Source organism: Mycobacterium szulgai, assembly GCF_002116635.1.
In the GTDB taxonomy this organism is placed as follows: Bacteria; Actinomycetota; Actinomycetes; order Mycobacteriales; family Mycobacteriaceae; genus Mycobacterium; species Mycobacterium szulgai.
Genome location: NZ_LQPW01000005.1, coordinates 23,119 through 46,190, shown reverse-complemented (window position 1 = coordinate 46,190; position 23,072 = coordinate 23,119). Strand labels below are relative to the sequence as shown.

The 23,072-nt window shown below is 63.3% G+C and carries 25 protein-coding genes and 1 pseudogene; 18 read left to right on the top strand and 8 right to left on the bottom strand.

Annotated elements, in window-relative coordinates; translation table 11 throughout:
* The first annotated feature begins 68 nt into the window (after positions 1-68).
* From AWC27_RS00420 to AWC27_RS00395, 6 genes are read left to right on the top strand one after another with little or no spacing between them, the layout of a single operon-like run.
* Positions 69-1,232, top strand: coding sequence for an MCE family protein (locus AWC27_RS00420; protein WP_245846760.1), 1,164 nt, complete (start codon positions 69-71; stop codon positions 1,230-1,232).
* Positions 1,229-2,251 carry an MCE family protein gene (locus AWC27_RS00415; RefSeq protein WP_083111867.1) on the top strand — a complete coding sequence of 341 codons (1,023 nt, stop codon included), beginning with the start codon at positions 1,229-1,231 and terminating at the stop codon, positions 2,249-2,251. Before AWC27_RS00420 ends, AWC27_RS00415 begins: the two co-directional genes overlap by 4 nt.
* On the top strand, positions 2,251-3,369 hold the full coding sequence (locus tag AWC27_RS00410) for an MCE family protein (RefSeq protein ID WP_083111934.1): 1,119 nt from the start codon (positions 2,251-2,253) through the stop codon (positions 3,367-3,369). The genes AWC27_RS00415 and AWC27_RS00410 overlap by 1 nt, the downstream gene beginning before the upstream one ends.
* On the top strand, positions 3,324-4,802 hold the full coding sequence (locus AWC27_RS00405; RefSeq protein WP_083111868.1) for an MCE family protein: 1,479 nt from the start codon (positions 3,324-3,326) through the stop codon (positions 4,800-4,802). The genes AWC27_RS00410 and AWC27_RS00405 overlap by 46 nt, the downstream gene beginning before the upstream one ends.
* Positions 4,799-6,049, top strand: a complete 1,251-nt coding sequence (locus tag AWC27_RS00400) for an MCE family protein (protein WP_085668452.1) — start codon at positions 4,799-4,801, stop codon at positions 6,047-6,049. The genes AWC27_RS00405 and AWC27_RS00400 overlap by 4 nt, the downstream gene beginning before the upstream one ends.
* Entirely contained in the window at positions 6,050-7,783 is a 1,734-nt protein-coding gene (locus AWC27_RS00395) for an MCE family protein (protein ID WP_085668450.1), read from the top strand.
* Between the two features lie 34 nt (positions 7,784-7,817).
* On the opposite strand, the gene AWC27_RS00390 is transcribed toward AWC27_RS00395, so the two are convergent.
* Positions 7,818-8,348 (bottom strand): Rv2253/PknI dimerization domain-containing protein, encoded by a 531-nt coding sequence (locus tag AWC27_RS00390; RefSeq protein WP_085668792.1) that lies wholly within the window; start codon positions 8,346-8,348, stop codon positions 7,818-7,820.
* Between the two features lie 110 nt (positions 8,349-8,458).
* Between AWC27_RS00390 and AWC27_RS00385 the strand changes: the two genes are divergently transcribed.
* Positions 8,459-8,872 carry a hypothetical protein gene (locus tag AWC27_RS00385; RefSeq protein WP_245846738.1) on the top strand — a complete coding sequence of 138 codons (414 nt, stop codon included), beginning with the start codon at positions 8,459-8,461 and terminating at the stop codon, positions 8,870-8,872.
* Positions 8,873-8,877: 5 nt separating this feature from the next.
* On the opposite strand, the gene AWC27_RS00380 is transcribed toward AWC27_RS00385, so the two are convergent.
* Positions 8,878-9,519 carry a hypothetical protein gene (locus AWC27_RS00380; RefSeq protein ID WP_085668448.1) on the bottom strand — a complete coding sequence of 214 codons (642 nt, stop codon included), beginning with the start codon at positions 9,517-9,519 and terminating at the stop codon, positions 8,878-8,880.
* Entirely contained in the window at positions 9,516-10,334 is an 819-nt protein-coding gene (locus AWC27_RS00375) for a hypothetical protein (protein WP_085668788.1), read from the bottom strand. The genes AWC27_RS00380 and AWC27_RS00375 overlap by 4 nt, the downstream gene beginning before the upstream one ends.
* A 195-nt stretch (positions 10,335-10,529) precedes the next feature.
* On the opposite strand from AWC27_RS00375, the gene AWC27_RS00370 reads away from it, so the two are divergent.
* Complete coding sequence (locus tag AWC27_RS00370) at positions 10,530-10,949, top strand: hypothetical protein (protein ID WP_211281526.1); 420 nt, start codon at positions 10,530-10,532, stop codon at positions 10,947-10,949.
* On the opposite strand, the gene AWC27_RS00365 is transcribed toward AWC27_RS00370, so the two are convergent.
* Complete coding sequence (locus AWC27_RS00365; RefSeq protein ID WP_085668445.1) at positions 10,950-11,534, bottom strand: TetR/AcrR family transcriptional regulator; 585 nt, start codon at positions 11,532-11,534, stop codon at positions 10,950-10,952. It abuts the gene before it with no gap.
* Between the two features lie 93 nt (positions 11,535-11,627).
* On the opposite strand from AWC27_RS00365, the gene AWC27_RS00360 reads away from it, so the two are divergent.
* Genes AWC27_RS00360 through AWC27_RS00345 form a run of 4 tightly spaced genes read left to right on the top strand, consistent with a single transcriptional unit; the run spans position 11,628 to position 14,019 of the window.
* Positions 11,628-12,383 carry a hypothetical protein gene (locus AWC27_RS00360; protein ID WP_085668443.1) on the top strand — a complete coding sequence of 252 codons (756 nt, stop codon included), beginning with the start codon at positions 11,628-11,630 and terminating at the stop codon, positions 12,381-12,383.
* Entirely contained in the window at positions 12,380-13,153 is a 774-nt protein-coding gene (locus AWC27_RS00355; RefSeq protein WP_085668440.1) for a hypothetical protein, read from the top strand. Before AWC27_RS00360 ends, AWC27_RS00355 begins: the two co-directional genes overlap by 4 nt.
* On the top strand, positions 13,150-13,728 hold the full coding sequence (locus AWC27_RS00350; protein ID WP_085668439.1) for a cytochrome c oxidase subunit 3 family protein: 579 nt from the start codon (positions 13,150-13,152) through the stop codon (positions 13,726-13,728). The genes AWC27_RS00355 and AWC27_RS00350 overlap by 4 nt, the downstream gene beginning before the upstream one ends.
* A 6-nt stretch (positions 13,729-13,734) precedes the next feature.
* A complete protein-coding gene (locus AWC27_RS00345) occupies positions 13,735-14,019 on the top strand; it encodes a cytochrome C oxidase subunit IV family protein (protein ID WP_085668438.1) in 285 nt (94 codons plus the stop codon).
* A gap of 590 nt (positions 14,020-14,609) precedes the next feature.
* Here AWC27_RS00345 and AWC27_RS00340 read toward each other — a convergent pair.
* On the bottom strand, positions 14,610-15,878 hold the full coding sequence (locus AWC27_RS00340; RefSeq protein WP_085668436.1) for a cytochrome P450: 1,269 nt from the start codon (positions 15,876-15,878) through the stop codon (positions 14,610-14,612).
* A gap of 183 nt (positions 15,879-16,061) precedes the next feature.
* On the opposite strand from AWC27_RS00340, the gene AWC27_RS00335 reads away from it, so the two are divergent.
* Positions 16,062-16,763, top strand: coding sequence for a TetR/AcrR family transcriptional regulator (locus AWC27_RS00335; protein ID WP_085668434.1), 702 nt, complete (start codon positions 16,062-16,064; stop codon positions 16,761-16,763).
* On the opposite strand, the gene AWC27_RS00330 is transcribed toward AWC27_RS00335, so the two are convergent.
* Positions 16,679-17,077, bottom strand: a complete 399-nt coding sequence (locus AWC27_RS00330) for a hypothetical protein (RefSeq protein ID WP_085668432.1) — start codon at positions 17,075-17,077, stop codon at positions 16,679-16,681. The two genes, AWC27_RS00335 and AWC27_RS00330, sit on opposite strands and share 85 nt — an antisense overlap.
* 29 nt (positions 17,078-17,106) lie before the next feature.
* Positions 17,107-17,275 (bottom strand): annotated as a pseudogene (locus AWC27_RS32955) (enoyl-CoA hydratase/isomerase family protein); the annotation flags it as partial.
* A 98-nt stretch (positions 17,276-17,373) separates the two neighbouring features.
* Here AWC27_RS32955 and AWC27_RS00320 point away from each other — a divergent pair.
* The 5 genes from AWC27_RS00320 (at position 17,374) to AWC27_RS00300 (ending at position 21,336) form a co-directional block, all read left to right on the top strand.
* A complete protein-coding gene (locus AWC27_RS00320) occupies positions 17,374-17,793 on the top strand; it encodes a lipoprotein LpqH (protein ID WP_085668430.1) in 420 nt (139 codons plus the stop codon).
* Positions 17,794-17,881: 88 nt separating this feature from the next.
* Positions 17,882-19,072, top strand: coding sequence for an amidohydrolase family protein (locus tag AWC27_RS00315; RefSeq protein WP_085668428.1), 1,191 nt, complete (start codon positions 17,882-17,884; stop codon positions 19,070-19,072).
* Positions 19,073-19,104: 32 nt separating this feature from the next.
* Positions 19,105-20,520, top strand: coding sequence for a FadD3 family acyl-CoA ligase (locus tag AWC27_RS00310; protein WP_211281530.1), 1,416 nt, complete (start codon positions 19,105-19,107; stop codon positions 20,518-20,520).
* Positions 20,517-21,140, top strand: a complete 624-nt coding sequence (locus AWC27_RS00305; protein ID WP_085668423.1) for a fatty-acid--CoA ligase — start codon at positions 20,517-20,519, stop codon at positions 21,138-21,140. The genes AWC27_RS00310 and AWC27_RS00305 overlap by 4 nt, the downstream gene beginning before the upstream one ends.
* Before the next feature lie 16 nt (positions 21,141-21,156).
* Positions 21,157-21,336, top strand: coding sequence for a (2Fe-2S)-binding protein (locus tag AWC27_RS00300; RefSeq protein ID WP_085668420.1), 180 nt, complete (start codon positions 21,157-21,159; stop codon positions 21,334-21,336).
* Position 21,337: 1 nt separating this feature from the next.
* Here the strand turns inward: AWC27_RS00300 and AWC27_RS00295 are convergent, their stop codons facing one another.
* Positions 21,338-23,014, bottom strand: a complete 1,677-nt coding sequence (locus AWC27_RS00295) for an alpha-keto acid decarboxylase family protein (protein WP_139836674.1) — start codon at positions 23,012-23,014, stop codon at positions 21,338-21,340.
* Between the last annotated feature and the right edge of the window lie 58 nt (positions 23,015-23,072).

The window sequence follows — 23,072 nt, the reverse complement described above, 5'->3', positions numbered from 1 at the left end:
CCAGTGCCGCCGCACCTGTCGCGGCATCACCCGGCCGCCACTTCGGCGTCCGATCGTACGCACGGCCGCTGGCCGGCCTGGTAACCGTCTTGGTGGTCGCGGCGATCTTCGCGCTGGCGGTAAGCCTTTTCCGGGGCGACCTCACCGAAACCGTGCCGGTGACGGTGATCTCACAGCGTGCCGGCCTGGTGATGAACGCGGACGCCAAGGTCAAGATGCGCGGCGTGCAGGTGGGCAAGGTTGAATCGATCGAGTCGCTGCCGAACGGCCGGGCGGCTCTGCACTTGGCGATGTTCCCGTCGGAGTTGCAATACATTCCCGCCAACGTGCTCGTCGACATCACGTCGTCGACGGTGTTCGGCGCGAAGTCGGTCGAACTGGTGGCCCCCGATAAGCCCTCGGCGCAACGGCTACATGCCGGCCAGACGCTGGCGGGCGAGCACGTCATGGTCGAAATCAACACCGTATTCCAGCAATTGGTGTCGGTGCTGGCCCAGATCGACCCGGCGAAGCTCAACGAGTCCCTGGGCGCGCTGGCACAAGCGTTCAGTGGGCGGGGCACACAGCTTGGCCAGTCGCTCACCGACTTGGATTCCTTTCTGGCCAAGCTGGAGCCGAGCCTTCCGGCATTCCGCCATGACCTCGCGGTGTTACCGGCGGTGTCGAACGCCTATGCCGACGCGGCGCCGAACCTGGTGAAAACCGTTGCTAACGCGAACCGGATCAGCCAGACGATCGTCGACGAGCAGAGCAACCTGGATGCATTGCTGATCAGCGCGATCGGCTTGGCCAACATCGGCAACGATGTCTTGTCGAACAACCGCGAACCGCTGACGAATGTATTGCATCTGCTGGTGCCGACAACCGATCTGACCAGCGAGTACCACGAGGTGTTCACCTGTGCTTTCGGCGGTCTGATAACGATCTCGCATGGTTCGCCGCTGTCGGAACCGAGCATCAACATCTCGGCGAGTCTTACCTGGGGCGGCGAACGTTATCGGTATCCGACGAACCTGCCCAAGGTCGCGGCGACAGGCGGCCCCCAGTGCATGGGTCTGCCGAGAATCCCGTTCAACTCGCATCCAAAGCAGCTGATCTCAGATATCGGCGCCGACCCGGTGGGGTACGGAAACCCGCAGCTGCTGATCAACTCCGATCTCCTCAAACAACTGCTATACGGGCCGATCGCCGGACCGCCACGCAACCCGGTTCAGATCGGACAACCCGGATGAGGACACGCGGCACGCTGATCAAAGTCGCGACCTTCGCGGTCGTGATGGTGATGCTGACCGCCTCCCTGTTCTTCATCTTCGGCCAGTACCGGACGGGTTCGACGACCGGGTATTCGGCGGTGTTCACCGATGTGTCGCGTCTCAAGGAGGGGCAGTCGGTGCGGGTCGCCGGGATCCGGGTGGGCACGGTCAATAGCGTTTCGCTGCAGCCGGACAAGAAAGTTGTGGTGAAGTTCGACACCGACCGCAACGTGGTCCTCACCGAGGGCACCCGGGCGGCGGTCCGCTACCTCAACCTGGTGGGCGATCGCTACCTCGAACTGCTCGACGGTCCGGGCCCGGCCAAGCATCTGCCGGCCGGCGGTCAGATTCCCGTCGACCGCACCGCGCCGGCGCTTGACCTCGATCTGCTGCTCGGCGGACTGAAACCCGTTACCCAGGGCCTGAATGCGCGCGATGTCAATGCGCTGACCTCAGGATTGTTGCAGGTATTCCAGGGGCAAGGAGGGACTCTCGAGTCGCTGTTCGCCAAGACGACGTCGTTCTCGAACGCCTTGGCCGACAACGATCAAGCCGTGCAGCAACTGATCGACAACCTCAACATCGTGATCGGCACGATTTCCAAGGACGGCACCCAGTTCTCCGGCGCGATCGATCGCCTCGAGCGGCTTGTCAGCGGGTTGTCGGACGACCGCGACACAATCGGCGCCGCTATCACGGCGCTGGACAACGGAACCGCATCGCTGGCGGATCTGCTAACCAGCGCGCGGCCGCCGCTGTCGGGCACCATAGACCAATTGAATCGGTTGGCGCCGATCCTCGACGACGACAAGGACCGCCTCGACGCCGCACTCGGGAAGGCGCCAAAGAACTACCGCAAGCTGGTGCGACTCGGCGTGAACGGCTCCACGATCCCGTATTACCTCTGCCAGTTGGAGCTCCGCGGCACGGACCTTCAGGGCCGGACGGTGAAAGCCCCCATATTTAGGTCCGATGCTGGAAGGTGCACGGAACCCTGATGCTGAAATATCGCGGAGCTGGGTTGATCAAGGCCGGATTCATTGGCGCGGTCTTGATCACGCTGACCATCCTGGTGGGCCTGTCGCCCGACCGGTTCGTCACATGGGCGACGATGGTCAGATACCAGGCCCTGTTCACCGAAGCCGGCGGCCTCGCGCCAGGCAACCCCGTGACGGTATCGGGGATCAAAGTTGGCACTGTGTCGAATATTGAACTGCACCAGGGTGATGCGCTGGTGACGTTCGCGGTGAAGGGCAACATCCTGTTCGGCTCGGAGACGTCCGCGCACATCCGCACGGGCACGCTATTGGGCGAGCGGGTGTTGACAGTGGAGTCTGCCGGCACCGGCAAGCTGCACCCGATGGCGCTCATTCCCGTCTCGCGCACGTCTTCGCCCTATTCGTTGACCGAAGCGGTCAGCGACTTGACCTCCGACACCGCCGGGACGAGCACCGCGACGCTGAATCAGTCATTGGACACACTGTCGGCGACGCTCGACCAGATAGCACCCCAAATGGGACCGGCTTTTGACGCACTCACCCGACTGTCACGCACCCTCAACAGCCGTAACAAGAATCTGGGTGAGCTGTTCAAGAGCGCTGCCGACGTCACCGGGGTTCTCTCCGAACGCAGCCAGCAGGTCAACAAACTCATCCTCAACTCCGACGCCCTGCTCCAAGTACTGGTGGCGCGCCGGCAGGAGATCGTGGACCTGTTGGCCAACACGTCGACGGTGGCCAAACAGCTGACGGCCCTGGTGCATGACAACGAAAGCGAATTGGCACCGACGCTGAAGAGGCTGAATTCGCTGACCGCGATGCTGGAAAAAAACCGCGACAACATCAGCAAAGCGCTGCCGGGACTCGCCAAATTCCAGATCACGGTCGGTGAGGGCATCTCCAGCATGTACGCCTATCAGGCTTTCGTCCCGAACTTCCTTGCCCCGCAAATCTTCCAGCCATTCCTCGACTATCTCTGGGGATTCCGCACCTTCGACCCGGCTCGCGGTCCTGGCTACCCGTCGCCGGTACCTCGGTCGCTGGTTCCGTGGCCGTACAACGGTATTCCGGTATGCCCCGACTGTACGTTGGGCGGCAGGGTCGGAGGGTCGCAGTGATATCTCGAATTCCCCCGGCTAAGCGCAAGCGGCTTTCGACCGTGGCGGCGGTTGTCCTGGTCGGGCTCGTCGTTGCCGGCGCCGCCGTGCTCGTCCGGAATACGTTCTTTGCCCCAAGAACGATTACCGCCTATTTCACCACCGCCACCGCGGTCTATCCCGGTGACGAGGTGCGGGTATCGGGTGTCAAGGTCGGCAAGATCAAATCCATTGAGCCGCAGGGGAAACAGGTCAAGATGACCCTCGGGGTCGACCGCAGCGTGCCCGTTCCGGCGGACGCGAAAGCGGTCATCGTTGCCTCGAACCTGGTTGCTGCCCGCTATGTCCAGCTCACTCCCGCCTACCGGACCAGCGGCCCGGTCATGCCGGACGGCGCGGTGATCCCCGTCGAGCGGACCGCGGTGCCCGTCGAGTGGGACGAGGTCAAGACCCAGTTGATGCGGCTGGCAACGGATTTGGGACCCAAGAGTGGTGTCTCGGGCACGTCGGTGGGCCGGTTCATCGACAGCGCCGCCAATGCGCTCGACGGCAACGGCGACAAGCTGCGGCAAACAATCGCGCAACTGTCAGGGGTGGGCCGGATCCTCGCCAACGGTAGCGGCAACATCGTCGACATCATCAAAAACCTACAGATCTTCGTTAGCGCGCTGCGCGACAGCAACGTCCAGATCGTGCAGTTCAACGACCGGCTGGCCACGCTCACCAGCGTGGTCAACGACAGCAAATCCGAGCTGGACGCGGCGCTGACCGAGCTGTCGACGGCGGTCGGCGAGGTGCAGCGATTCATCGCCGAAACTCGCGAGGGGACTAGCGAGCAGATTGCCCGGTTGGCCGATGTCACGCAGATCCTGGTCAATCAGCGCATGCCGCTGGAAAACATCCTGCACGCCGCGCCGAACGCGCTCGGCAACTTCTTCAACGACTACAACGCCGACACCGGAACCATCGTGGGCGGGTTCGGGATCATGAACTTCGCGAACCCCACGTTTTCGGGTCTGATGGTTCCCCTGCCCGTACCCGGCTGCACGGCAGTGGGTGCCATCGAAAACGTCACCGCGGTTGAATCGGGCAAGCTGTGCTCGATGTTCCTCGGTCCCGGGTTGCGGGTGCTCAACTTCAACAGCCTGCCGATCCCCATCAACATATTCCTGCAGAAGTCGATAGACCCGGAGAACATCCTCTACACCGAACCGCGCCTGGCACCTGGCGGTGAGGGCCCCAAACCCGGACCACCCGAAATTCCGCCCGCGGTGTCGGCCTACACCGGTCTACCGGGTGATCCCGTGGGACCGCCGGGGGCGGAGCCGCCCGCGCGGATACCGGGCGCGGCGATGCCGCTGCCGCCTCCGCCGTCGACACCGATGGAACCGCCACCACCGGCGGCGCCGGGTGTGTCAGGCATGCTGCTGCCGGCCGAAGGGCCGCAATCATGACCGCCCGCGTGTGGGTGTCTGGGCGGCGGCTGCTCGCCATCGGCTCCTGCGCCATGTTGACCCTGACGGGATGCGCCTTCCACGGCCTGAACTCACTACCCCTGCCGGGCGCGGTCGGACGCGGTCCCGGGGCCGATATCTACCACGTCGAACTGCCGAATGTCGGTACGATGGAGTCGAATTCGCCAGTGATGATCAACGACGTCATCGTCGGCAGTGTCGGCAATATGAGGGTGCAAGGCTGGCATGCCGACGTCGAGATCTCGGTGAAGCGCGATGTCGTCGTCCCGGCCAACGTGGTGGCCACCGTCGGTCAGACGAGTCTGCTGGGGTCGATGCATCTGGAACTCAACTCCCCGCTCGGCCAGGAGCCAACCGGACGGCTGCAGCCGGGCGCCACCATCCCGCTCAGTCGGTCATCGGCGTACCCGTCGACAGAGCAGACGTTGTCGTCGCTGGCAGCGGTCGTCAACGGCGGGGGACTGGGACAAATCGGCGAAATCATCCACAATTTCTCCATCGCCCTGTCCGGGCGCGAGGGCGCCGTACGCGATCTGCTAACCCGCCTCGACACGTTCGTCGGAACACTGAACGACCAGCGGGACAACATCGTTGAGTCCATCCAGGCGCTGAACCGGCTTGCCGGCACCTTCGCCGGGCAACGCGACGTTCTCAGCCAGGCACTGCGCAAAGTACCGCCCGCACTGGATGTGCTGATCAGGGAGAGGCCGCGACTGACGGCGGCCCTGGACAGGCTCCGCGTTTTCAGCAGCACCGCCACCCGGCTGATCAACGACTCTCAGGCCGACCTGGTCAAGAATCTCAAGAACCTGGAGCCGACCATCCGCGCGCTCTCCGACGTCGGACCGGAGCTCGGCACGGCCATCGCGGCGAGTTTCGTGTTCCCGTTCACCCAGAACTTCGTCGACCGAGCGGTCCGGGGCGACTACTTCAACCTGCACGTCGATTTGGACCTGTCGATACCACGGCTCAAGCGCGGACTGATGTTGGGGACGCACTGGGGGCAGCTGGACCAGCCGTTGGTGCCGGCGCCCGGGGACCCGTATTACCTGAATTACACACATGATCCGCTGAATGACCCCATCAGGCCGCCGTGGGTCGATCCGGAGGCGCTGCCGCTGCCCCCGCCTCCGCCCGGGGCCCGGCTGCCCGGCCCGCCACGTGCGCCCGGGCCGACAACGACCTCTGTGGCGCCCTCTGTGGCACCCACGGAAGGTGGCGGATAGATGCTGACCCGCTTCATCCGGATCCAGCTGGCGATTTTCACGATCGTCGGGACCATCGGCGTGATTGCGATGGTGCTCTTCTACATCCAAGCGCCGACCTTGCTGGGCATCGGTCGGATGACGGTGACGCTGGAGCTGCCGGCCACCGGCGGTCTCTACCGGTTTTCCAACGTGACCTACCGTGGGGTGCAAATCGGGAAGGTCACCTCAGTGAGCTTGACGCCGACTGGAGCGAAAGCCACACTGTCGCTTGACACTTCACCCAAGGTCCCCGCGGACCTGACGGCGGCGGTGCTCAGTGTCTCCGCGGTCGGTGAACAGTACGTGGACCTGCAGCCCAGAACCGATTCGCCGCCCTACCTGCACGACGGCTCGGTAATCGCGATGCGCGACACGACAATTCCGCAGCCGGTCGGGCCGATGCTGGATCAGCTTAATGCTTTGGTCCAGAGCATCCCGAAGACCAAACTCGGCCATTTGCTCGACGAGACCTTCCACGGCTTCAACGGTTCCGGTTACGACCTGGGATCACTGTTCGACTCCACAACGACAGTGTCCCGCGACGCCAACGGCGTCGTCGATCAAACCCGAACCCTCACTGAAGACACTGGGCCGCTATTGGATTCGCAAGCACGCACCACCGATTCGATCAGAACGTGGGCGCGCAGCCTCGCGGGAATTTCGGACGTGTTCGTACAGGATGATTCAAACGTTCGCACTCTGCTGCGAAACGGACCCGAGGCAGCCAACGAAGCATCCCGGCTTCTCGAACAAATCAAACCGACGCTGCCGGTGTTGCTGGCCAACCTGACCACCATCGGGCAGATCGGTATCACCTACCACCCTTCGCTGGAGCAGCTGCTCGTGTTGCTGCCGTCGGCGGTTGCGATCGAGCAGGCCGCCCAGGCGGAGAACCACCCCGAGGGTACGGCCCAAGGCGATTTCGCACTCACGATCGACGATCCGCCTATTTGCACGGTTGGCTTCATGCCACCCAACACATGGCGATCCCCGGACGACCTCAGCGACATCGACACACCGGACGGCTTGTATTGCAAACTCCCGCAGGATTCACCGATCGCGGTTCGCGGTGCCCGCAACTATCCCTGCATGGGTCACCCGGGCAAGCGTGCGCCCACCGTCGAAATCTGCAACAGCGACAAGCCCTTCATGCCGCTGGCGATGCGCCAGCACGTTCTCGGTCCTTACCCACTGGACCCGAACCTGATCGCCCAGGGCATCCCACCCGATGATCGGGTTACCGTCAACGACAGGCTCTTCGGCCCGGTCGAGGGGACGCCGCTGCCGCCGGGGGCGGTGCCGCGCGGCGCACCGCCGGGGCCGCGGGGAGAGAATCCACCGCCTGGCGCGATTGCCGCGGCTGTTCCGCCGGTGCCCTCGTCGGGACCGCCCCCGCAGGCGCCCCTGTCGGGGATGTCGGCCGACCTTTCGCCCATAGCGCCACTCGATGTCCCTTCACCGGCGGAACTTCCGGCGCCAGCCGCTCCCGCACCGCCCACACCTCCCGATGCCGCACCACCCGGCACGGCCGGCGGCCCGGGCCCGCAGGCCGCGCCAAGCGCATTCGGTCCTGCGGCTGGGCCGTCCGTCACGATCGCGCGGTATGACCCGCATACGGGTCGCTACGTCGGTCCGGACGGGAAGCTGTACCAGCAGTCGGATCTCGTTGCCGCGAAAGCGCCCAAGACGTGGCAGGACATGCTTCCCACCTGAAGCCGTTCAGGCTGAGGCGATTTGGCCCGCCCGGTCAGCCTATTCTGTCCAGGCGGAACGGCATCGCGATGTCAAGCCACTGGTTTTGCCCACAGGCGCCGGAGGGGCCGACCGTCTTGTCTTTTCCGGCCATGGTCGACGACCCGAGCTGATATCCACCGTATTCGTTCACGGGATAGAAATAGAAAGTCTGCTGTCCGGGGAACGCGGTACCGTCTTCGCATCGCTCCCAGTCCGGTATAGAGCGCTTAACCTTCCACATCTCCCCATCATTCATATAGAGGGCAGCACTCCATCCCTGGTCGCTATGCACCATGCCGTGGCATTCCTGGAATGTGTCGCACGTCGAGCTGATGGTCCATGTTTGGTAGACCGTCGGCTCGCCGAAGTACTGGTCATTTCTCTGGGCGTAATCGCCAATTGACGTGGCACGGAAAGTCCCGTTGATGGCCACTTCTTCCTTGGTTGTCGCCCGGGCTTCCGACGGAGCCAGCGCCGTGCCCAAACCGCCGAATACCGTGGTAGCAACCAACGTTGCGATGGTGAGTGTTCGAACTGAACGCATCATGTGCTCCTCGACGCGAATGATCCGACAGTGCCAATGGCAGCTTTTCGGCATCGGTTACGGCGTTCTCGCGCGATGAGAATAATACCGCGCCACTGACCGGATGCCGAATGAACTCAGACAGGCAGTGGGTCAGGTTGAAGGTCTATATCGCCTTCTGCGCATCGCCGATAGGGTGGGTATTTATGAGTATGCGTTCTATCTCTGGCGCCGCGGCGGTCGGCATGGCTGTCGCCGTCCTACTCATCGCCCGGGTCGTGCTGATGGAGCCGTCGCCTGCGCACGCCGACACGGGCATTAATGGATACGTTCAGTGCCTCGGCGGCGACACAAAGCCACCGCCGCCGGGAGTAAGTGCGGAAAATTGGTTTCCCAGCGTCCATGTGATCGCGAACGATTTTGATGGCGGTGTTCCCCCTGCCCAAATAGTTCAGATTTTGGTGGGGATGGGAGTCAAACCGGACGACGCCGTTAACCGGGTGCGGTGTTTTGTGGCCAACCAGCCACGCGGCACAGGGCATTGACGCGGTCAGGAAAGCGGATCCAATTTCGAGATCAGCCAGGAACCTTTGACCTTGGTCAACGTCACCTGGGCGATGCTCGCGGTTGTCTGCGGTTCTGGCTTCTCCTTGCTTGTGGCGGTCTGGTTGATGAACACCAGCACAACGGCGGAATCCCGGTGCAACTCTGAAACGGCGGCCCGAACCACCTTGGCCGTCTGCGTGACATGCTTCTGCAATGCCATCGCCGCGATCTGTTCGGAGAACTTGGTGTAGTAGGCGAGGAAGTCGCCGGTGAGATATGACTTCGCCTTGGCGATATCACGGTCCAGGTTGTCAGGCGAGTACGACAGCACCGCCACGGCACCGTCTGACGCCGCCTGGATTGCCTGGTGTGCCGCCGCGTCGCCGACTTGCTGATCCGGCCGGTACACAACGAAGAACAGGCCGGCAGTGATGCCCACCGCGGTAACGACGACCCCGGTCGCGACTATCGAACGCCACCTAGTTAAACAGGGCGCCAAAAACCGGTGGACCCAGCGATTGATCGTGGCCAGTCCGTTGGTGCGAGCCGAAGCCTGCGCAGCGGTTGGCGGCCCCACCTCGTCGCACGGTGTGGCCTCGTTGCCGTCCAGGGAGCCGTCCAGCGACGAACCTTGCTCGACAGTCATTGCAGGAAATCGACTTTCGACATTTTCAGCTGACCGCCGTCCCGCGTGATACCAACGCTGAGCCGCCACACGACAGGTGGCCGAGTTGTGTTGTCTGCAGTGGTGACATCCGATTTCGCGGCGACAAGCACGACCGCCGAATCATCGCTCAACGACTCGACGGCAACGGCTTCCACGGTGGCCTTGCTACTTGCCTTCGATTCCTCCGCTTGCTTGACCATAAGGCCTGACATCACTGACATTTGGCTCTTGAAGTCGCCCGTAGAGTCGTCGATGATGCGCTGGAAGTCCTCCCTGGCATGGTTGGCGTCAATCGACATCAGCAGCGTGACGCCTTGCCGGGCTGCGGCGCTGAACTCAGCGGCGAGCTGCCGTTTGTGCACGGTGGTTCGGTGCTGCCACACCACGTAACCGCTCGCGCCGACGGAAGCGAAGACGAGCACGATGCCGACGCCGGCGGCGATTGTTCTCCGTCCTGGGCGTTGGAGCCACCCCGGACGCCGCGGCAACCCTAATCGCACCAGTCGTGGCCGGGTCAACTTTGCGCGGCGCTGCTCTCCGTCTCGGGAGGCGTCATCGTCGTCGGCTTTGCCGGTTTGGGAGCCGGTTTCGGCTGCCTCGCGCAGCCTTTCCAGACGGGCCCGAGCCGCCTCCGCGCGCGCCTCAGCCCTGGCAACCTCGTCTTGGGCGTCCGCTTCCGAAACGGTCGCTGCGGCGCCGGGATCGACCCCTGAGCGCGGCTGTGCTTCGTTGGGATCGGTCACGTCAGCCGGGTCATCAGAATGGTCGACGTCGGGCCCCTCCGGATCGTGCACGGAGAAGCAGCCTATCACTTTTGGCCGGAGCTCAACGCCGTCATCGGGCGGCTGCATTAGCCGATCTACATGCGGAAATGCTCGCTCGTCAGCCCATAACGCGGGCGCGGGTTTCGGACGCAATCCGCCGTGGGCGGCTATTGGCTCAGGTCATCTTCTCCAATTGGGAGAATTTTCTTTTCAGGTTCTTTTTAGATGTGGCAAAGTAATTGGGTGCGATTAATGGTGGCAGTGGTGGCCGCGCTACTCGGCACGGGTGTGCTGGCGGCGCCGCCGTCCTTGGCCGAGCCGACCGTCTGCGACTACCCCGCCTGCACCCCCGGCATCATGGCGCATCAGGTTCTAGGCGCGCCGTGTGACAACACCACCTACTACGCCTTCGGTGTCGACGACAGTGTCGTTCCCCCCGCCGGACAGCCCGGGCGGCTGATGTTCTGCGGCTCGCCGAGGAGATACGAGCCGCGATGGTTCCGGTCACCTCCAATGGCGGGAGTCAAGGAAGAAGGCGCGGCGTGCCAGAACTACCAAAACTATGTCGCGCAGGCGCCTGATGGTCTGTTTCTGATCTGCTTTGCACACGACGGCATCATGAGCTGGGTCCGCGCCGACACGTAGCTAAGCCTCGGGCGCACCGATCAGGCGGTGTGTGATCCGCAGCAGCTGTGCGCGCAGTGTGTCGTCGTCCACATCGGCGACCAGAGGATGCATGACGCCGACGGCGATGGCGCCCGAAAGCACCGCCGCCGACACCCGCGCGTCCGCGGACGTATCGTCGACCAGCACGCCGTAGAGACGGCGTATGAACTGCTGAAACTGCTCCTGCTCGGCCAGCAGCCGCACTACGACGGGATCGAACTGCAGGGTGCTCGCCGCGCCGCGACGCTCAATGGCCATGTCGATGACCCGGCCCAGCAAGACCTCACGCGCCCGGGGAAAATCGTCGTGGGCCTCGGCGGCCTCCAGCGCCTCCTCCAAGCCGCCGAGTTCGCGTTCCGTGAGCGCGACGACGATTTGCTCCTTCGTCTTGAACTGGTGGTAGACGGCCGCTTTCGTGACTCCGATGGCGTCGGCGATCATCTGCAGCGACGTTCCGCCGACACCGTGCTCGGCGATCAATTTCAGTGCGGCGTCCAGGATGCGCGTCTGTGCGGGGCTGCGCGCGACGAATCGGAACTCGCTGCGGGTCTGGTGCGGGACCACACCGAGAGCCTAGCCGATCGGCTATTGACCCTCCGCTAGCCGATCGGCTACTTTCGGCCCACGGGCCGATGATCACGCCGGAGGGAGTCACCGATGTCCGAAGAGGGCGAGACGCGCAGCGCGCTCAGACGAATCGATGGAGAGCTGATCCTGCTGTGGACGCTGCCCGCGACGGTGCTGATCTGGATCTCGGCGTTTTTTCTGTTTCCCGGCTTCACGCCGCCGATGTCGCCGAGGATGTCGGCGGAGCAGGTGGCGGCGTTCTATCGGGAAAACCCGTCGGGCGTCCGGTACAGCATGATCCTGTTCAACTGGTTCGGTGCAGGCCTCATCCCGATCCTGGCGCTGATCGTGATGCAGATCCGGAGGATGGCTCATCGCACGCCGATCTTCTCCTACGCGATGCTGGGTTGCGCGGCCGGCGGTCCCACCTTGTTTCTCATCGCCAATGTCTGCTGGCTGCTGGCCGCCTTTCGCCCGGAACGAAGTCCGGAGCTGACGCAGTTGCTCAACGATTTCGCGTGGGTCACCTTCACGGTCGTGGTTCCGTTTTTGATCGGACAAAGCGTAATTCTTGCCCTGGCAATCTATTTCGATCATCGCGCCACCCTCGTATTGCCGCGCTGGGTGGCGCACTTCAACCTTCTCGTTGCGGCGGCGCTGGTACCGGCAGCATTCGTCGGCGTGTCGTTGTCCGGCCCGCTGGCTTGGGACGGTGGGTTGTCGTTTTGGTTGAAAAATGTCGTCATCGGCGTCTGGGTGGTCGTGATGGGCGTCGTCCTGGGTCGCGCAGTGTATCGGGAGCGTGCCGAGATCCAAAGGTGCGCAACAGAACTGGACAGCGCATGATGCATCGCCGGATCGCCTGGCACTTGCGGCACAACCCCAAGCGCGAGCTGTGGGTGGCGTGGTGGATCATGGTCGTCTTCTACAACCTCTTCTTTCCGATGGTCTTCGTGGTGGCGCAAGTCCAGCCCCCGCCGCAGCCCACCTGGGACCTCGCGACGCAGGTCCACTGGTTCCATGAACGACAGCTGGGAATACCGATTGGCTTAGGCGTCGTATTCGCCATCACCGGTATGACCGCGGTAAACAATGCGCTCATTGCGTATTCGATGCGCCGCATGTCGGTCAGTCGCGCTTTCGGGTATACGTATCTGCTCATCTATTCGCTCAGCGCGGTTCCCGGCCTGCTGCTGCTCTGCATCGCGCTGGTCGTCGGGACGCTGCGGCCCGAGCGAGATCCTCGGGCGATCGGCTGGCTTTACGACTTCGCCTTCTTGTCTTTCGACGGAACCATGGGCGTGTTCCTGATCGGATCGCTGATCTGGATGGTCGCGATTCTGATCGACAAGAATCGGGTGTTTCCCAAATGGTTCGGCTACCTCAACCTGTGCAACGCGCTCACCGAGGTTGTCGTGGCGCCGTGCTGGCTTTTCCAGCGTGGCGTATTGGCCTGGAATGGACAGATCGCTTGGTGGCTGGACATGGTCGTGTTCGGCATTTACCAAGTCACGTTTATCATCATGCTCTTTCGGATGATCCGGCGCGAAGACTTCGGCACCGGGCCCCTCCCGGTCAGGCCCGACCTAACGCGGAAGCGGGCTACTGCTTCATGACCGACCTGGAAGATGAGAACAAGCGCGCGACATTCGTGCCGGGTCAGCCGGACATGTGGGCTTTCGTATTGTTCGAAACACTGGTCTTCACCGGGTATTTCGGCTTCTACCTGTTCTATCGCGCTCGAAGTTCCGAGCTGTTCCTGCACGCCCAGGCGCATCTGGACCTTCGCATCGGTGTTTTCAACACCCTCGTCTTGCTGCTCAGTTCCTGGTCGGTGGCGCGGTGTGTCCAGTCCTCGCGCGCCGGCGCCTACCGGGCGGCGCACAGAGACGTCTATATCACCGCCGCATGCGCCGCAATCTTCCTGTTCTTCAAGGTGTTCGAGTGGGCTCGGTTGGTTGGTACGGGAAATGGACCGGACAGCAACGACTTCTTCACCTACTACTTCTTCCTCACCGGAATCCACTTCGTGCACTTGCTGATTGGCTTCGTCGTCCTCGGTGTCATCGTCTATCAGCTCCGCAGTCCGGCCCGGCGATCCCAGGAGCTGGTCGAAACGTGCGCCACCTACTGGCACACCGTCGACTTCCTCTGGGTGCTCATCTTCGCGCTGCTGTACGTGGTGAGGTGATCGGTGATGTTGAAATTCAACAAGAGGCTGCTGGTCGTCTGGCTGATCCTGGCGGGGTTCACGCTGGCCTATCTGTGGATCGACCACTCGGTCGATGGATCACTGAGACCTAGTGTGGTGGTCACGTCTAGCGTTATCGTGATCGCTCTTATCAAGGTGCGCATCATCTTTCGGGAGTTTATGGAAGTGCGCCAAGCTCCCGCCTTGCTATGCCGCCTCACGGACGCCTGGGTCGTGCTGATCGGCGTGAGTCTCTTTAGTTGCTACATAGTCGGATTGGCGTTCGCATAGTTCGGGGCGTCCCGCGCCGGTTTGGCCGGGTAGGCGTCGTCACACATCCGCCACACTTGCCCGGCCCAAGAAGCACCACCTGTTGTGCCCGCATCACAGCGACAGTCCGGGGCTTTCCGCCGATTTGTCGCTGACAGGTGGGCAATTCGTGTGTCAGCATGAGCCAAGATTCGAGTGGCTCGGGTGACATCAGCCTGGTGTGGGATCCGCTGCCTTCGTCGCTGCGCGGAATTGCCCGCATCACAGCGACAATGGGTGGACTCCGTCGTAAGATTCCGTGTCCTGCGCTGACTTGTCGCTAATGGGTGGGCAACGCGTGTGTTCTCGGCGCGGGCGGTCGTGGAGCTGGCGTGATGACTGTCGACTGTCGGATCCGTTGCCCGCGTCTGAGTCCCGAGTTGCCCGCACCACAGCGACAATTCTGTCTTCGAGTCAATTTGTCGCGAAGAGGTAGGCAAACCGGGTGCCCGCCAATGGAGGGGCTCGAGTGATTCCTGGGACCACTGAGACATGGTGCCCCTGCGCTTGATTCACGCCCGATCTTCGAGCAGATCGAGCGCCTTCCTCCGACCTGACGGCGGCCGAAGGTTTTAACCCTTCGGCGTGAAGGTGAGGTGGAGCTCGCTGAGCCCGCGCAGGATATACGTCGGCTCGTAGGTGTAGCGACGATCGCCACTAGGCCCGTGTTTGACCTCGCTGATGCGGATGTCGGCCATGCGGTCCAGGATGCGTTCGATGGAGACTCGGCCCTCCACGCGCGCGAGCGGTCCCCCCGGGCACGAGTGCACCCCGCGTGCGAACGCCATGTGCTCGCGGACATTCTTGCGGTCGAGGCGGAACTCGTGCGGGTTGTCGAATTTTCGCGGGTCGCGGTTAACGGCGCCGGGCAGCACCATCACCACGGTGCCGGCGGGGATGTCGACGCCGCCGATCGTGGTGCGCCTGCGAGCGAGTCGCGAATCGCACTTGACGGGACTTTCGATGCGCAGCGATTCCTCGATGAAGTTCGGGATCAGGCTGCGGTCGTCACGCAACTGCTGCTGGATCTCGGGCCGGTCGCCGAGCACCTGTAGCGCGGCGCTGAGCAGCTTGGCGGTGGTTTCCTGGCCCGCGGCGAAAAGGAATGTGGCCGTGCGCACTACGTCGATGACCTCGGGTGTGGAACCGTCGGGGTACTTCGCCGTCGCCATCGGGGTCAGCACGTCTTCGCGTGGCTTGCGTCGTCGGTCTTGGACGTAAGCACAGAACTTGTCGTCGAGCCACTGCAGCGGGTTGACACCGACAGACTCGTGGTCCAACGCGCCGACCTGTCCGGCACCGAGCACGTTGCGAAAGTCTTTGTGGTCGTCCTCAGGGACACCGAGCAAGTCCGCGATGACCAGCGTGGCAAAGGGTTTGGAGTATTCGGAGATGAACTCGCACTCACCGTTGCTGAGGAATTCATCGAGCTGCCGGTCGGCGAGGCGCCACATAAACTCCTCGTTCTGCTTCAGCCGGCTCGGTGTCAGCAGCTTGCTCAACACCGACCGCGCCTTGGTGTGATCTGGCGGGTCCATGGTGACCATGTGCTCGAACATCGGAAAGTAGCTGCGGTGCTCGTCGATCTGCGCGCTGATGTCGTCGCCGTCGGGTTGGAACGGCAGCGGCGGGAATGGGCCTCCCAGCGCGACGATGTTCGAGAACGCTTCGGGGTCCTTGTAGACCTCGTTTGCTTCTTCGTGCCCAGTGACGGCGACGACCCCGTAGTGCGGCAGCCGGAGCACCGGGTTCTGGCTGCGCAGGTAGTCGAAGTAGGGGTGTGGATCCGGTACCAGGGAAGGGTCGGTAAAGAAATCGATCGATTCGTAGGTGCTGGTCATTACATGCGCCTCCCGGAGCTGGATTGCCGCAGTTTGTACCGGCGGCCAGAGCTACCGCCGCCCCGAATCCTATAGTTGTGCTGAGCACCTGCTTAGCATGGCGGTAATGTCGTGGTCAAGGCCATGTGCCGGCGACAGTACGATCGGCGTGATCGACATGCGATTTGGGGAGTTAGGAACAAGATGACATCGGCCCGCAGGATCGGGGCGCCGGACGCGAAGAATCGCGGCCGGCTGCTCGACGCGGCCGAGCAATTGATGATCGAAGAGGGCTACGCCGCCGTGACGTCGCGCCGGCTCGCGAACAAGGCCGGATTGAAGCCCCAGCTGGTGCACTACTACTTCCGCGCCATGGAGGATTTGTTCGTGGCGGTCTTCCGCCGCCGCGCCGAAGAGGGTCTTCAGGTGCAGGCGAAAGCGCTGCAATCCCCGCAGCCGTTGTGGGCGCTCTGGAGATTCGGCACCGATCCGGCTTTCACCCGGATTTCGATGGAGTTCATGGCGCTGGCGAACCACCGCAAGGAGATGCGTGCCGTAATCGCGCACTACGCCGAGCGTTTCCGCGAGGAACAGCAGCGAGCGGTGACGGCCGCGCTGCAGCGTTACGGCGTGGACGATAAGGATGTGCCCCCAGTGGTGTTCACCGTGCTCATGAGCAGCCTGTCGCGGATGCTCGTGCTGGAGCAGGCGCTGGGCATGTCGGCCGGTCACGCCGAAACCTTGGAGCTGGTGGAGAATTATCTGCGCCGCCTCGAAGGCGAGCCGCCGCCGACTGCGGGTGTGCCAGAGGCCTGGGTGGTTCACCAGTTCCGGATGGAACAGAGCACACCCTTGGGCCCGTCCTTGGACACGACGACGGCCCCGTCCACCGACAGGTCGCAATGAAACTGCGGCGTGCCGGGCTCGGGACCGGTGTTGACGACGACCATGGCCCAGTATTCGGGTTTCGCTAAATTCAGTTCGTAGCTCCACGCTTTATCCGGGCCGACGTCGGCCTGAACGTTGGGGGTGAAGCGGTAAGGATCGTGGCTGTAGTCGGAGAAGATCGCCGGTTCTTGATCGATGTAATAGATGTTGGCGTAGATCGGATTCTTCGCGGTGATCGAGTACTTGACGTGGTGCATGACCGGGTCATCGGCGTGGGCCCGTCCGGTGCTTGCCAGTAAGCCCGCCCCCCCTACCACGACAGCGACCAACATCGCAGAGCCCGCGCGCAACAACCTGTACATCATGTCGCTCCTCTAGCTTCCGGGCGCGGACTGGCGGTGCGGTTCATGACCCGCTCTGCGCCGCCAGTGTGCGTCGTCCACCCACAGCCGTGCAACGGATGCTATCGCCTCGTCCGGTGAAAGTCCGCTGCTTACGCGCGTTGTCTCCGTCCGCTCGGCCTCCGCCAACCTTGGACGAGGGCGCCGATATTGGCATTCTCCATTTTCGAGAATAACATCATCGCCGCAGCCCCAAGAACATTCGTAGGCATGGATTGAGGTGGTCAATGCGTCGCCCTATCGCGGTGGCCGCTGCGGCGTTGGCTTCGGCCGTGGTAGGAGCTTGCAGCCCGCCGCCGCAAACGCCGCTCTCGGGCACGGCATCGGTCACAGTCGACGGAAACGATGCGAAGTTCAATGTCGTCGAGTGCACGCAGGTGCAGTGGTACCGGACGATTCACATCGGCGGCAATTCTGCCGGGGCCACCTTTGTCGTGGATGGCCGTGCGCAGCGGGCCACCGCCGAGTCCGTGCGAATCCACAATGTGGGTGGCTTCACCGGTAGCTACGCACGGGGCGCAGGGAGCGACGCCGACATGAGCCTGACCGCCGGCAAATTCACGATCACCGGTACCGCGGGCGGCTACAAGGTGGACCAACCCAGTGAACCGGCTATCGCAACCTTCAGGATCATCGCCACGTGCTGACCTCCGGCCACGGAGAGCCCGTTGCCAGGCGCGTTGCGGTGAACCCCGCTAGAGAATAGTATTCTCATAAATTGCGAAGGAGGATTTCATGGGCCAGTTGTCGCATCGGGAAGATGTTCCGTTTCCGATCTTTGATGCCGATAACCATCTCTACGAGCCGCCGGAGGCGCTGACAAAGTTTCTGCCCAAGGAGTACAAGGACTACGTCCAGTACGTACAGATCAACGGGCGCACCAAGATTGCGCTGCGCGGCGTGATCAGCAACTACATTCCGAACCCGACCTTCGAGGTGGTCGCCCGTCCGGGTGCCTGGGAGGAGTACTTCAAGTACGGCAATCCGGAGGGCAAGACCAAACGCGAGCTGTTCGGCGAGCCGATGCGCGCGATCCCGGCGTTCTTCGAGCCCGGCCCCCGCCTGGAGAAGATGAACGAGCTGGGCCTGGACCGCACCTTGATGTTTCCGACGCTGGCCAGCCTGATCGAGGAGCGGTTGCGCGACGACCCGATCGCTATCCACGTGCTGATCCATGCGCTGAACCAGTGGCTCGACGAGGTCTGGGGCTTCAACTACCAGAACCGCATCTTCACCACACCGGTCATCACCCTGCCGATCGTCGAGAAGGCGATCGAGGAACTGGAGTGGGTGGTCAAGCGTGGCGCGCGGTGCATCCTGGTTCGCCCGGCTCCGGTCCCCGGATTCCGCGGCCCCCGGTCGTTCGCGCTGCCGGAGTTCGATCCGTTCTGGGAGCGGGTCGTCGAGCACGACCTGCTCGTCGGCATGCACTCCAGCGACAGCGGCTACTCCCGCTACACCTCCGAGTGGGACGGCGCCGACCAGGAGATGCTGCCGTTCCAAACCAATGCGATGGGCATCCTCAACGAGTGGCGGCCGATCCAGGATTCGGTGGCGTCGTGGGTGATTCACGGTGCGCTGTATCGCCATCCCAAGCTGAAGGTCGCGATCGTCGAGGCGGGTTCGAAATGGATGACCCCATTGCTCGACGGCCTGGCCGAGGTCTTCCGTAAGGCCCCCGAGGCCTTCCCGAGCGACCCGGTCGAGATGGTCAAGAGCCGAATCCATGTCAGCCCATTCTTCGAGGACGGCATCGACGACTTGGTCAACCTCGTCGGGGTGGATCAGGTGCTGTACGGGTCGGACTGGCCGCACCCAGAGGGACTGGCGGAGCCGACCTACTACGTCAACGCGCTATCGCACCTGTCCATCGACGAACAGGCGAAGATCATGGGCGGCAACCTCGGTCGACTCGTCACGGTGTGACATCCAGTAGTGTCTGGCAGACCATCCCCGAGATGGTCTTGAGCGCGGCGGACCGCTTCGGCGACGCCGAAGCGATTGTCGACGGTCCGCTGCGGCTGAATTTCAGCGAGCTCGTCCACCGGATCCGCTGTGCTGCAGGGGCATTCGCGTCATTCGGGATCGAAAAGGGTGACCGGGTGGCGATCTGGGCGCCCAACTCGGCAGAGTGGGTCATTGCGGCATTCGGCCTGCTCACCGCGGGCGGTGTGCTGGTCCCTGTGAACGCTCGTTTCAAGTCCGAAGAAGCGGGCGACGTCATCGCCCGCAGTGCGGCCAAGGCAGTCCTGGTGCAGCGGGGCTTCCTGGGCTTCGATTCCGCCACCGACTACACCGCGCCCGCGGGGATACCGGTCATCGATCTGAAGTCCGAATTCCTTGCCGCGGGTTCCCCGTTCGAACGGGCGGTGAGTGGCAACGACATCTCCGACATCATCTTCACTTCGGGAACGACCGGACGTCCGAAGGGTGCGATGATGAATCATCGCCAAACACTGCGGATGTATGAGGAGTGGGCGACGCTCGCCGATCTGCGCGAAGGTGACCGCTATTTGATGATCAACCCGTACTTTCACACCTTCGGTTTGAAGGCGGGACTCATCGCTTCCTTCCTGCGCGGCGCGACAATGCTGCCGGTCGCTGTGTTCGGCATCGATACTGTGGTGGAACTTGTTGAACGCGAACGAATTACGATGCTGCCCGGCCCGCCGACGCTATACCACTCATTGTTGACGGTCAGCGACAAAACCAAACTGTCGAGCTTGCGGGCCGGCGTGACCGGCGCCGCCGACATACCCGTCGAACTGGTTCGCCGGATACACAGCGAACTGCCGTTCCAGACCTTGATGACCGGGTACGGGCTCACCGAGGCCGGCAACGTAACGCTGTCGAGGCCGGGCGACTCCTTCGAGGAGGTGGCCACCACCGCGGGCCTGCCCTGCGAAGGGGTGGAAGTGCGCATTTCGGATGACGGTGAGGTGCTGGTCCGCGGGTACAGTGTCATGCAGGGTTATCTCGATGATCCAGTTGCCACCGCGGAGGCGATCGATGACGACGGCTGGTTGCACACCGGCGATCTGGGCAGTTTGGATACGGCGGGCCGGCTGCGGATCGACGGGCGCAAGAAGGACATGTTCATCGTAGGCGGGTTCAATGCCTACCCGGCCGAGATCGAGGGCTTCCTGCTGGAGCACCCCGCGGTTGCCCAGGCCGCCGTGATCGGTGTTCCCGACGAGCGGCTCGGCCAGGTAGGCAAGGCCTTCGTGGTAGCGAAAACAGCTGTGTCCGAAGGTGATTTGCTCACCTGGTGCCGTCAGCGGATGGCCGGATTCAAGGCGCCGCGATCCGTCGAGTTCCTCGACGCCCTACCGCTCAACGCCACCGGGAAAGTCATGAAGGACCAACTGCGTTGACCGACGGCGACATTCATTCGATGGTCATCGCATCCGACTACCGGGTGCCGGATCCCAGTCGGGTGTGGCCGCTGCTGGAGCGCAACAAGTCGGCGCTGGCCGACATCGGCGCTCACCATGTTCTGGTCTATGCGTCAACGCACGACTTCGGCCGGGTGCTGGTGATGATCGGGGTGCACAGCCGCGAGCCGATCGTCGAGCTGTTGCGGTCCCGGATCTTCTTCGACTGGTTCGATGCTGTTGGCGTCGAGGACATTCCGGCGGTTTTCGCCGGCGAGATCATCGACAGGTACGTTGCCGAGCCGCCGGCCGCGCCGGCGGTGCCCGGGGTCGTCGTCGCCGCGATAGCGTCGGTCGACGACGTGCCCACGCTGACCGCCGGGGTGCGGGGCGCGATGGACCGCTTCACCGCGGCCGGTATCCGAAAGACTTGGGTTTTCCAGGCTTTCGACGATGCGCATGAGGTATTGATCCTGCAAGAGTTTCCCGACGAGGAAGGCGCCCGGGAGTGGATCGAACATCCAGATGCCGCGGCGCAGTGGATGACCGGGGCGGGGATCGGCGCCTATCCACCCCTGTTCGTCGGCCGCTTCTACGAGATGATGCGGATCGAGACGTAAGTGAGCGGGCCGCTGCATGTTCGTTTGCCTGTGTAACGGCATCACCAGTCAGATGGTGGCCGACGCCGCCGCAGCGGGCGCGTCGAACACCAAGGATGTTGCGCGGGCCTGCGGCGCGGGCGCCGACTGCGGGCGTTGCCGGCGCACCGTGCGGACGATATTGGCCTCCCTGGAAGTCAACGAAACCAAGACCTGATTCAACGCCGGTCATCCGGCGGCGACATCGAACCGACGAGTTGGCCGAGCAGGCGCGGGATCTCGAGGCGCGGCAAGGCCACCTCGACGAACACCATCCGGTCCTGGTGTACGGCGGCCGCTGTGAATGCGTCGTCGAGTTCGCCGTACGTCTGCGCCCGAAACGCCAGATGCCCGGTCACTCCCAGCGCGTTGGGCACCTCGGTCCAGCTCCAGCCCACGATGTCGTTGTAGGGGGCGGTTTCCCCGTGAATCGCACGCTCGACGGTATAGCCGTCGTTGTTGACCACGACGATGACGGGGGACAGCCCCTCGCGGGAAAAGGTGCCGAGTTCCTGGACCGTAAGTTGCGCCGCGCCGTCGCCGATCAGCAACACCGTCCTGCGCTCCGGATGCGCCAATCCCGCGCCGAGCGCCGCAGGCAACGTGTAACCGATTGAGCCCCAGAGTGGTTGGCCGATGAACGTGACACCGTGCGGCAGCCGGTGGTCGGCCATCCCGTAGAACGAGGTGCCCTGGTCGGCCAATACCACATTGCCCGGGGTGAGCGCCGCACACAGCCGGTCCCACACCATCTGCTGGGTCAGCGGTTCGTCGCGCGCCGGGGTAATCGGCGGTGGTGCTTCAGGTGGCGCCGCCACAGCGGGGGAACTGACCCCGCGCCTGGTAAGGATTTCGGTCAATGCGGCCAGCGCTGCGCCCATCTCCAGCGGCGCGAACACCTCGTCGCCCACACTGCTTTGGTACTGCCCGATATCGATGGTGCGGGCCGGGTTGATCCGCTGGCTGAAGAAGCCGCTGACCATGTCGGTGAACACCACCCCGGCGGTCACCAGCACGGGTGCGTCCTCGATCGCGACGCGCACGCGTTCGGTGCTGGCCGCGCCCGCATAGATGCCAAGGAAATTGGGCGAGCTCTCGTCCAGCAGGCTTTTGCCCCACATCAACGTGGCATGCGGCACGACGTCTGCCGCCAGCAGCGCCTCGAGTTCGCTGACCGCGTGCAGGCGATGAACCAAAAGGTCGGCGAGCACGGTCAATTGGTGGTCATCGATGAGCTTGGTCGCGGCCTCGGTGAAAAGTGCGAGCGCGCGCGGACTGGTGCCGCCGGTGTAGCGGGGCAACGGGTCTGCGGGAGGTTCGGTGGGGAAGCGCGCCACGTCGCTGGAAAGCAATATGTATCCGGGCCGCTTCTGCTCGCGCACCTCGCACAGCACCCGGTCGATCTCCCGGCATGCCGTTGCCGGCATGAGATTGGCTTGGGCGCAAGTAATTTCGCGACTGATCCGGAAGAAGTGCTCGAAGTCGCCGTCGCCGAGGGAATGATGTAAAGCCCGGCGAGCGACCTGTGCGTCTTTGGTGGGGCCGCCGACGATGTGCACCACCGGCACGTGCTCGGCGTAGCTGCCCGCGATGGCGTTGGTTGCCGAAAGCTCGCCGACGCCGAATGTCGTTACCACCGCCGCCATTCCGCGCAGGCGGCCGTACCCGTCGGCGGCATAGCCGGCGTTGAGCTCGTTCGCGTTGCCCACCCAGCGGATGGCTGGATGCGCGACGATATGGTCGAGGAACTTCAGGTTGTAGTCGCCGGGAACGCCGAAGATCTCCGTTACGCCGAGTTCTGCGAGCCGATCGAGGAGATAGTCGCCGACGGTATACACGGGTTCAGTCACGACCACGACGGTACGCCCGGCAGCAGGGTATTCCAGCTGAGGCGCTGGTTCGCTATCGTGCGGG

Excerpts from the sequence above, each read along its gene's own strand:
- AWC27_RS00415 (WP_083111867.1), top strand. The coding sequence starts at position 1,229 with ATGAGGACACGCGGCACGCTGATCAAAGTCGCGACCTTCGCGGTCGTG.
- AWC27_RS00410 (WP_083111934.1), top strand. The coding sequence starts at position 2,251 with ATGCTGAAATATCGCGGAGCTGGGTTGATCAAGGCCGGATTCATTGGC.
- AWC27_RS00405 (WP_083111868.1), top strand. The coding sequence starts at position 3,324 with ATGCCCCGACTGTACGTTGGGCGGCAGGGTCGGAGGGTCGCAGTGATA.
- AWC27_RS00400 (WP_085668452.1), top strand. The coding sequence starts at position 4,799 with ATGACCGCCCGCGTGTGGGTGTCTGGGCGGCGGCTGCTCGCCATCGGC.
- AWC27_RS00395 (WP_085668450.1), top strand. The coding sequence starts at position 6,050 with ATGCTGACCCGCTTCATCCGGATCCAGCTGGCGATTTTCACGATCGTC.
- AWC27_RS00390 (WP_085668792.1), bottom strand. The coding sequence starts at position 8,348 with ATGCGTTCAGTTCGAACACTCACCATCGCAACGTTGGTTGCTACCACG.
- AWC27_RS00385 (WP_245846738.1), top strand. The coding sequence starts at position 8,459 with ATGAACTCAGACAGGCAGTGGGTCAGGTTGAAGGTCTATATCGCCTTC.
- AWC27_RS00380 (WP_085668448.1), bottom strand. The coding sequence starts at position 9,519 with ATGACTGTCGAGCAAGGTTCGTCGCTGGACGGCTCCCTGGACGGCAAC.
- AWC27_RS00370 (WP_211281526.1), top strand. The coding sequence starts at position 10,530 with ATGTGGCAAAGTAATTGGGTGCGATTAATGGTGGCAGTGGTGGCCGCG.
- AWC27_RS00360 (WP_085668443.1), top strand. The coding sequence starts at position 11,628 with ATGTCCGAAGAGGGCGAGACGCGCAGCGCGCTCAGACGAATCGATGGA.
- AWC27_RS00355 (WP_085668440.1), top strand. The coding sequence starts at position 12,380 with ATGATGCATCGCCGGATCGCCTGGCACTTGCGGCACAACCCCAAGCGC.
- AWC27_RS00350 (WP_085668439.1), top strand. The coding sequence starts at position 13,150 with ATGACCGACCTGGAAGATGAGAACAAGCGCGCGACATTCGTGCCGGGT.
- AWC27_RS00345 (WP_085668438.1), top strand. The coding sequence starts at position 13,735 with ATGTTGAAATTCAACAAGAGGCTGCTGGTCGTCTGGCTGATCCTGGCG.
- AWC27_RS00340 (WP_085668436.1), bottom strand. The coding sequence starts at position 15,878 with ATGACCAGCACCTACGAATCGATCGATTTCTTTACCGACCCTTCCCTG.
- AWC27_RS00335 (WP_085668434.1), top strand. The coding sequence starts at position 16,062 with ATGACATCGGCCCGCAGGATCGGGGCGCCGGACGCGAAGAATCGCGGC.
- AWC27_RS00330 (WP_085668432.1), bottom strand. The coding sequence starts at position 17,077 with ATGTTGGTCGCTGTCGTGGTAGGGGGGGCGGGCTTACTGGCAAGCACC.
- AWC27_RS00320 (WP_085668430.1), top strand. The coding sequence starts at position 17,374 with ATGCGTCGCCCTATCGCGGTGGCCGCTGCGGCGTTGGCTTCGGCCGTG.
- AWC27_RS00315 (WP_085668428.1), top strand. The coding sequence starts at position 17,882 with ATGGGCCAGTTGTCGCATCGGGAAGATGTTCCGTTTCCGATCTTTGAT.
- AWC27_RS00310 (WP_211281530.1), top strand. The coding sequence starts at position 19,105 with ATGGTCTTGAGCGCGGCGGACCGCTTCGGCGACGCCGAAGCGATTGTC.
- AWC27_RS00300 (WP_085668420.1), top strand. The coding sequence starts at position 21,157 with ATGTTCGTTTGCCTGTGTAACGGCATCACCAGTCAGATGGTGGCCGAC.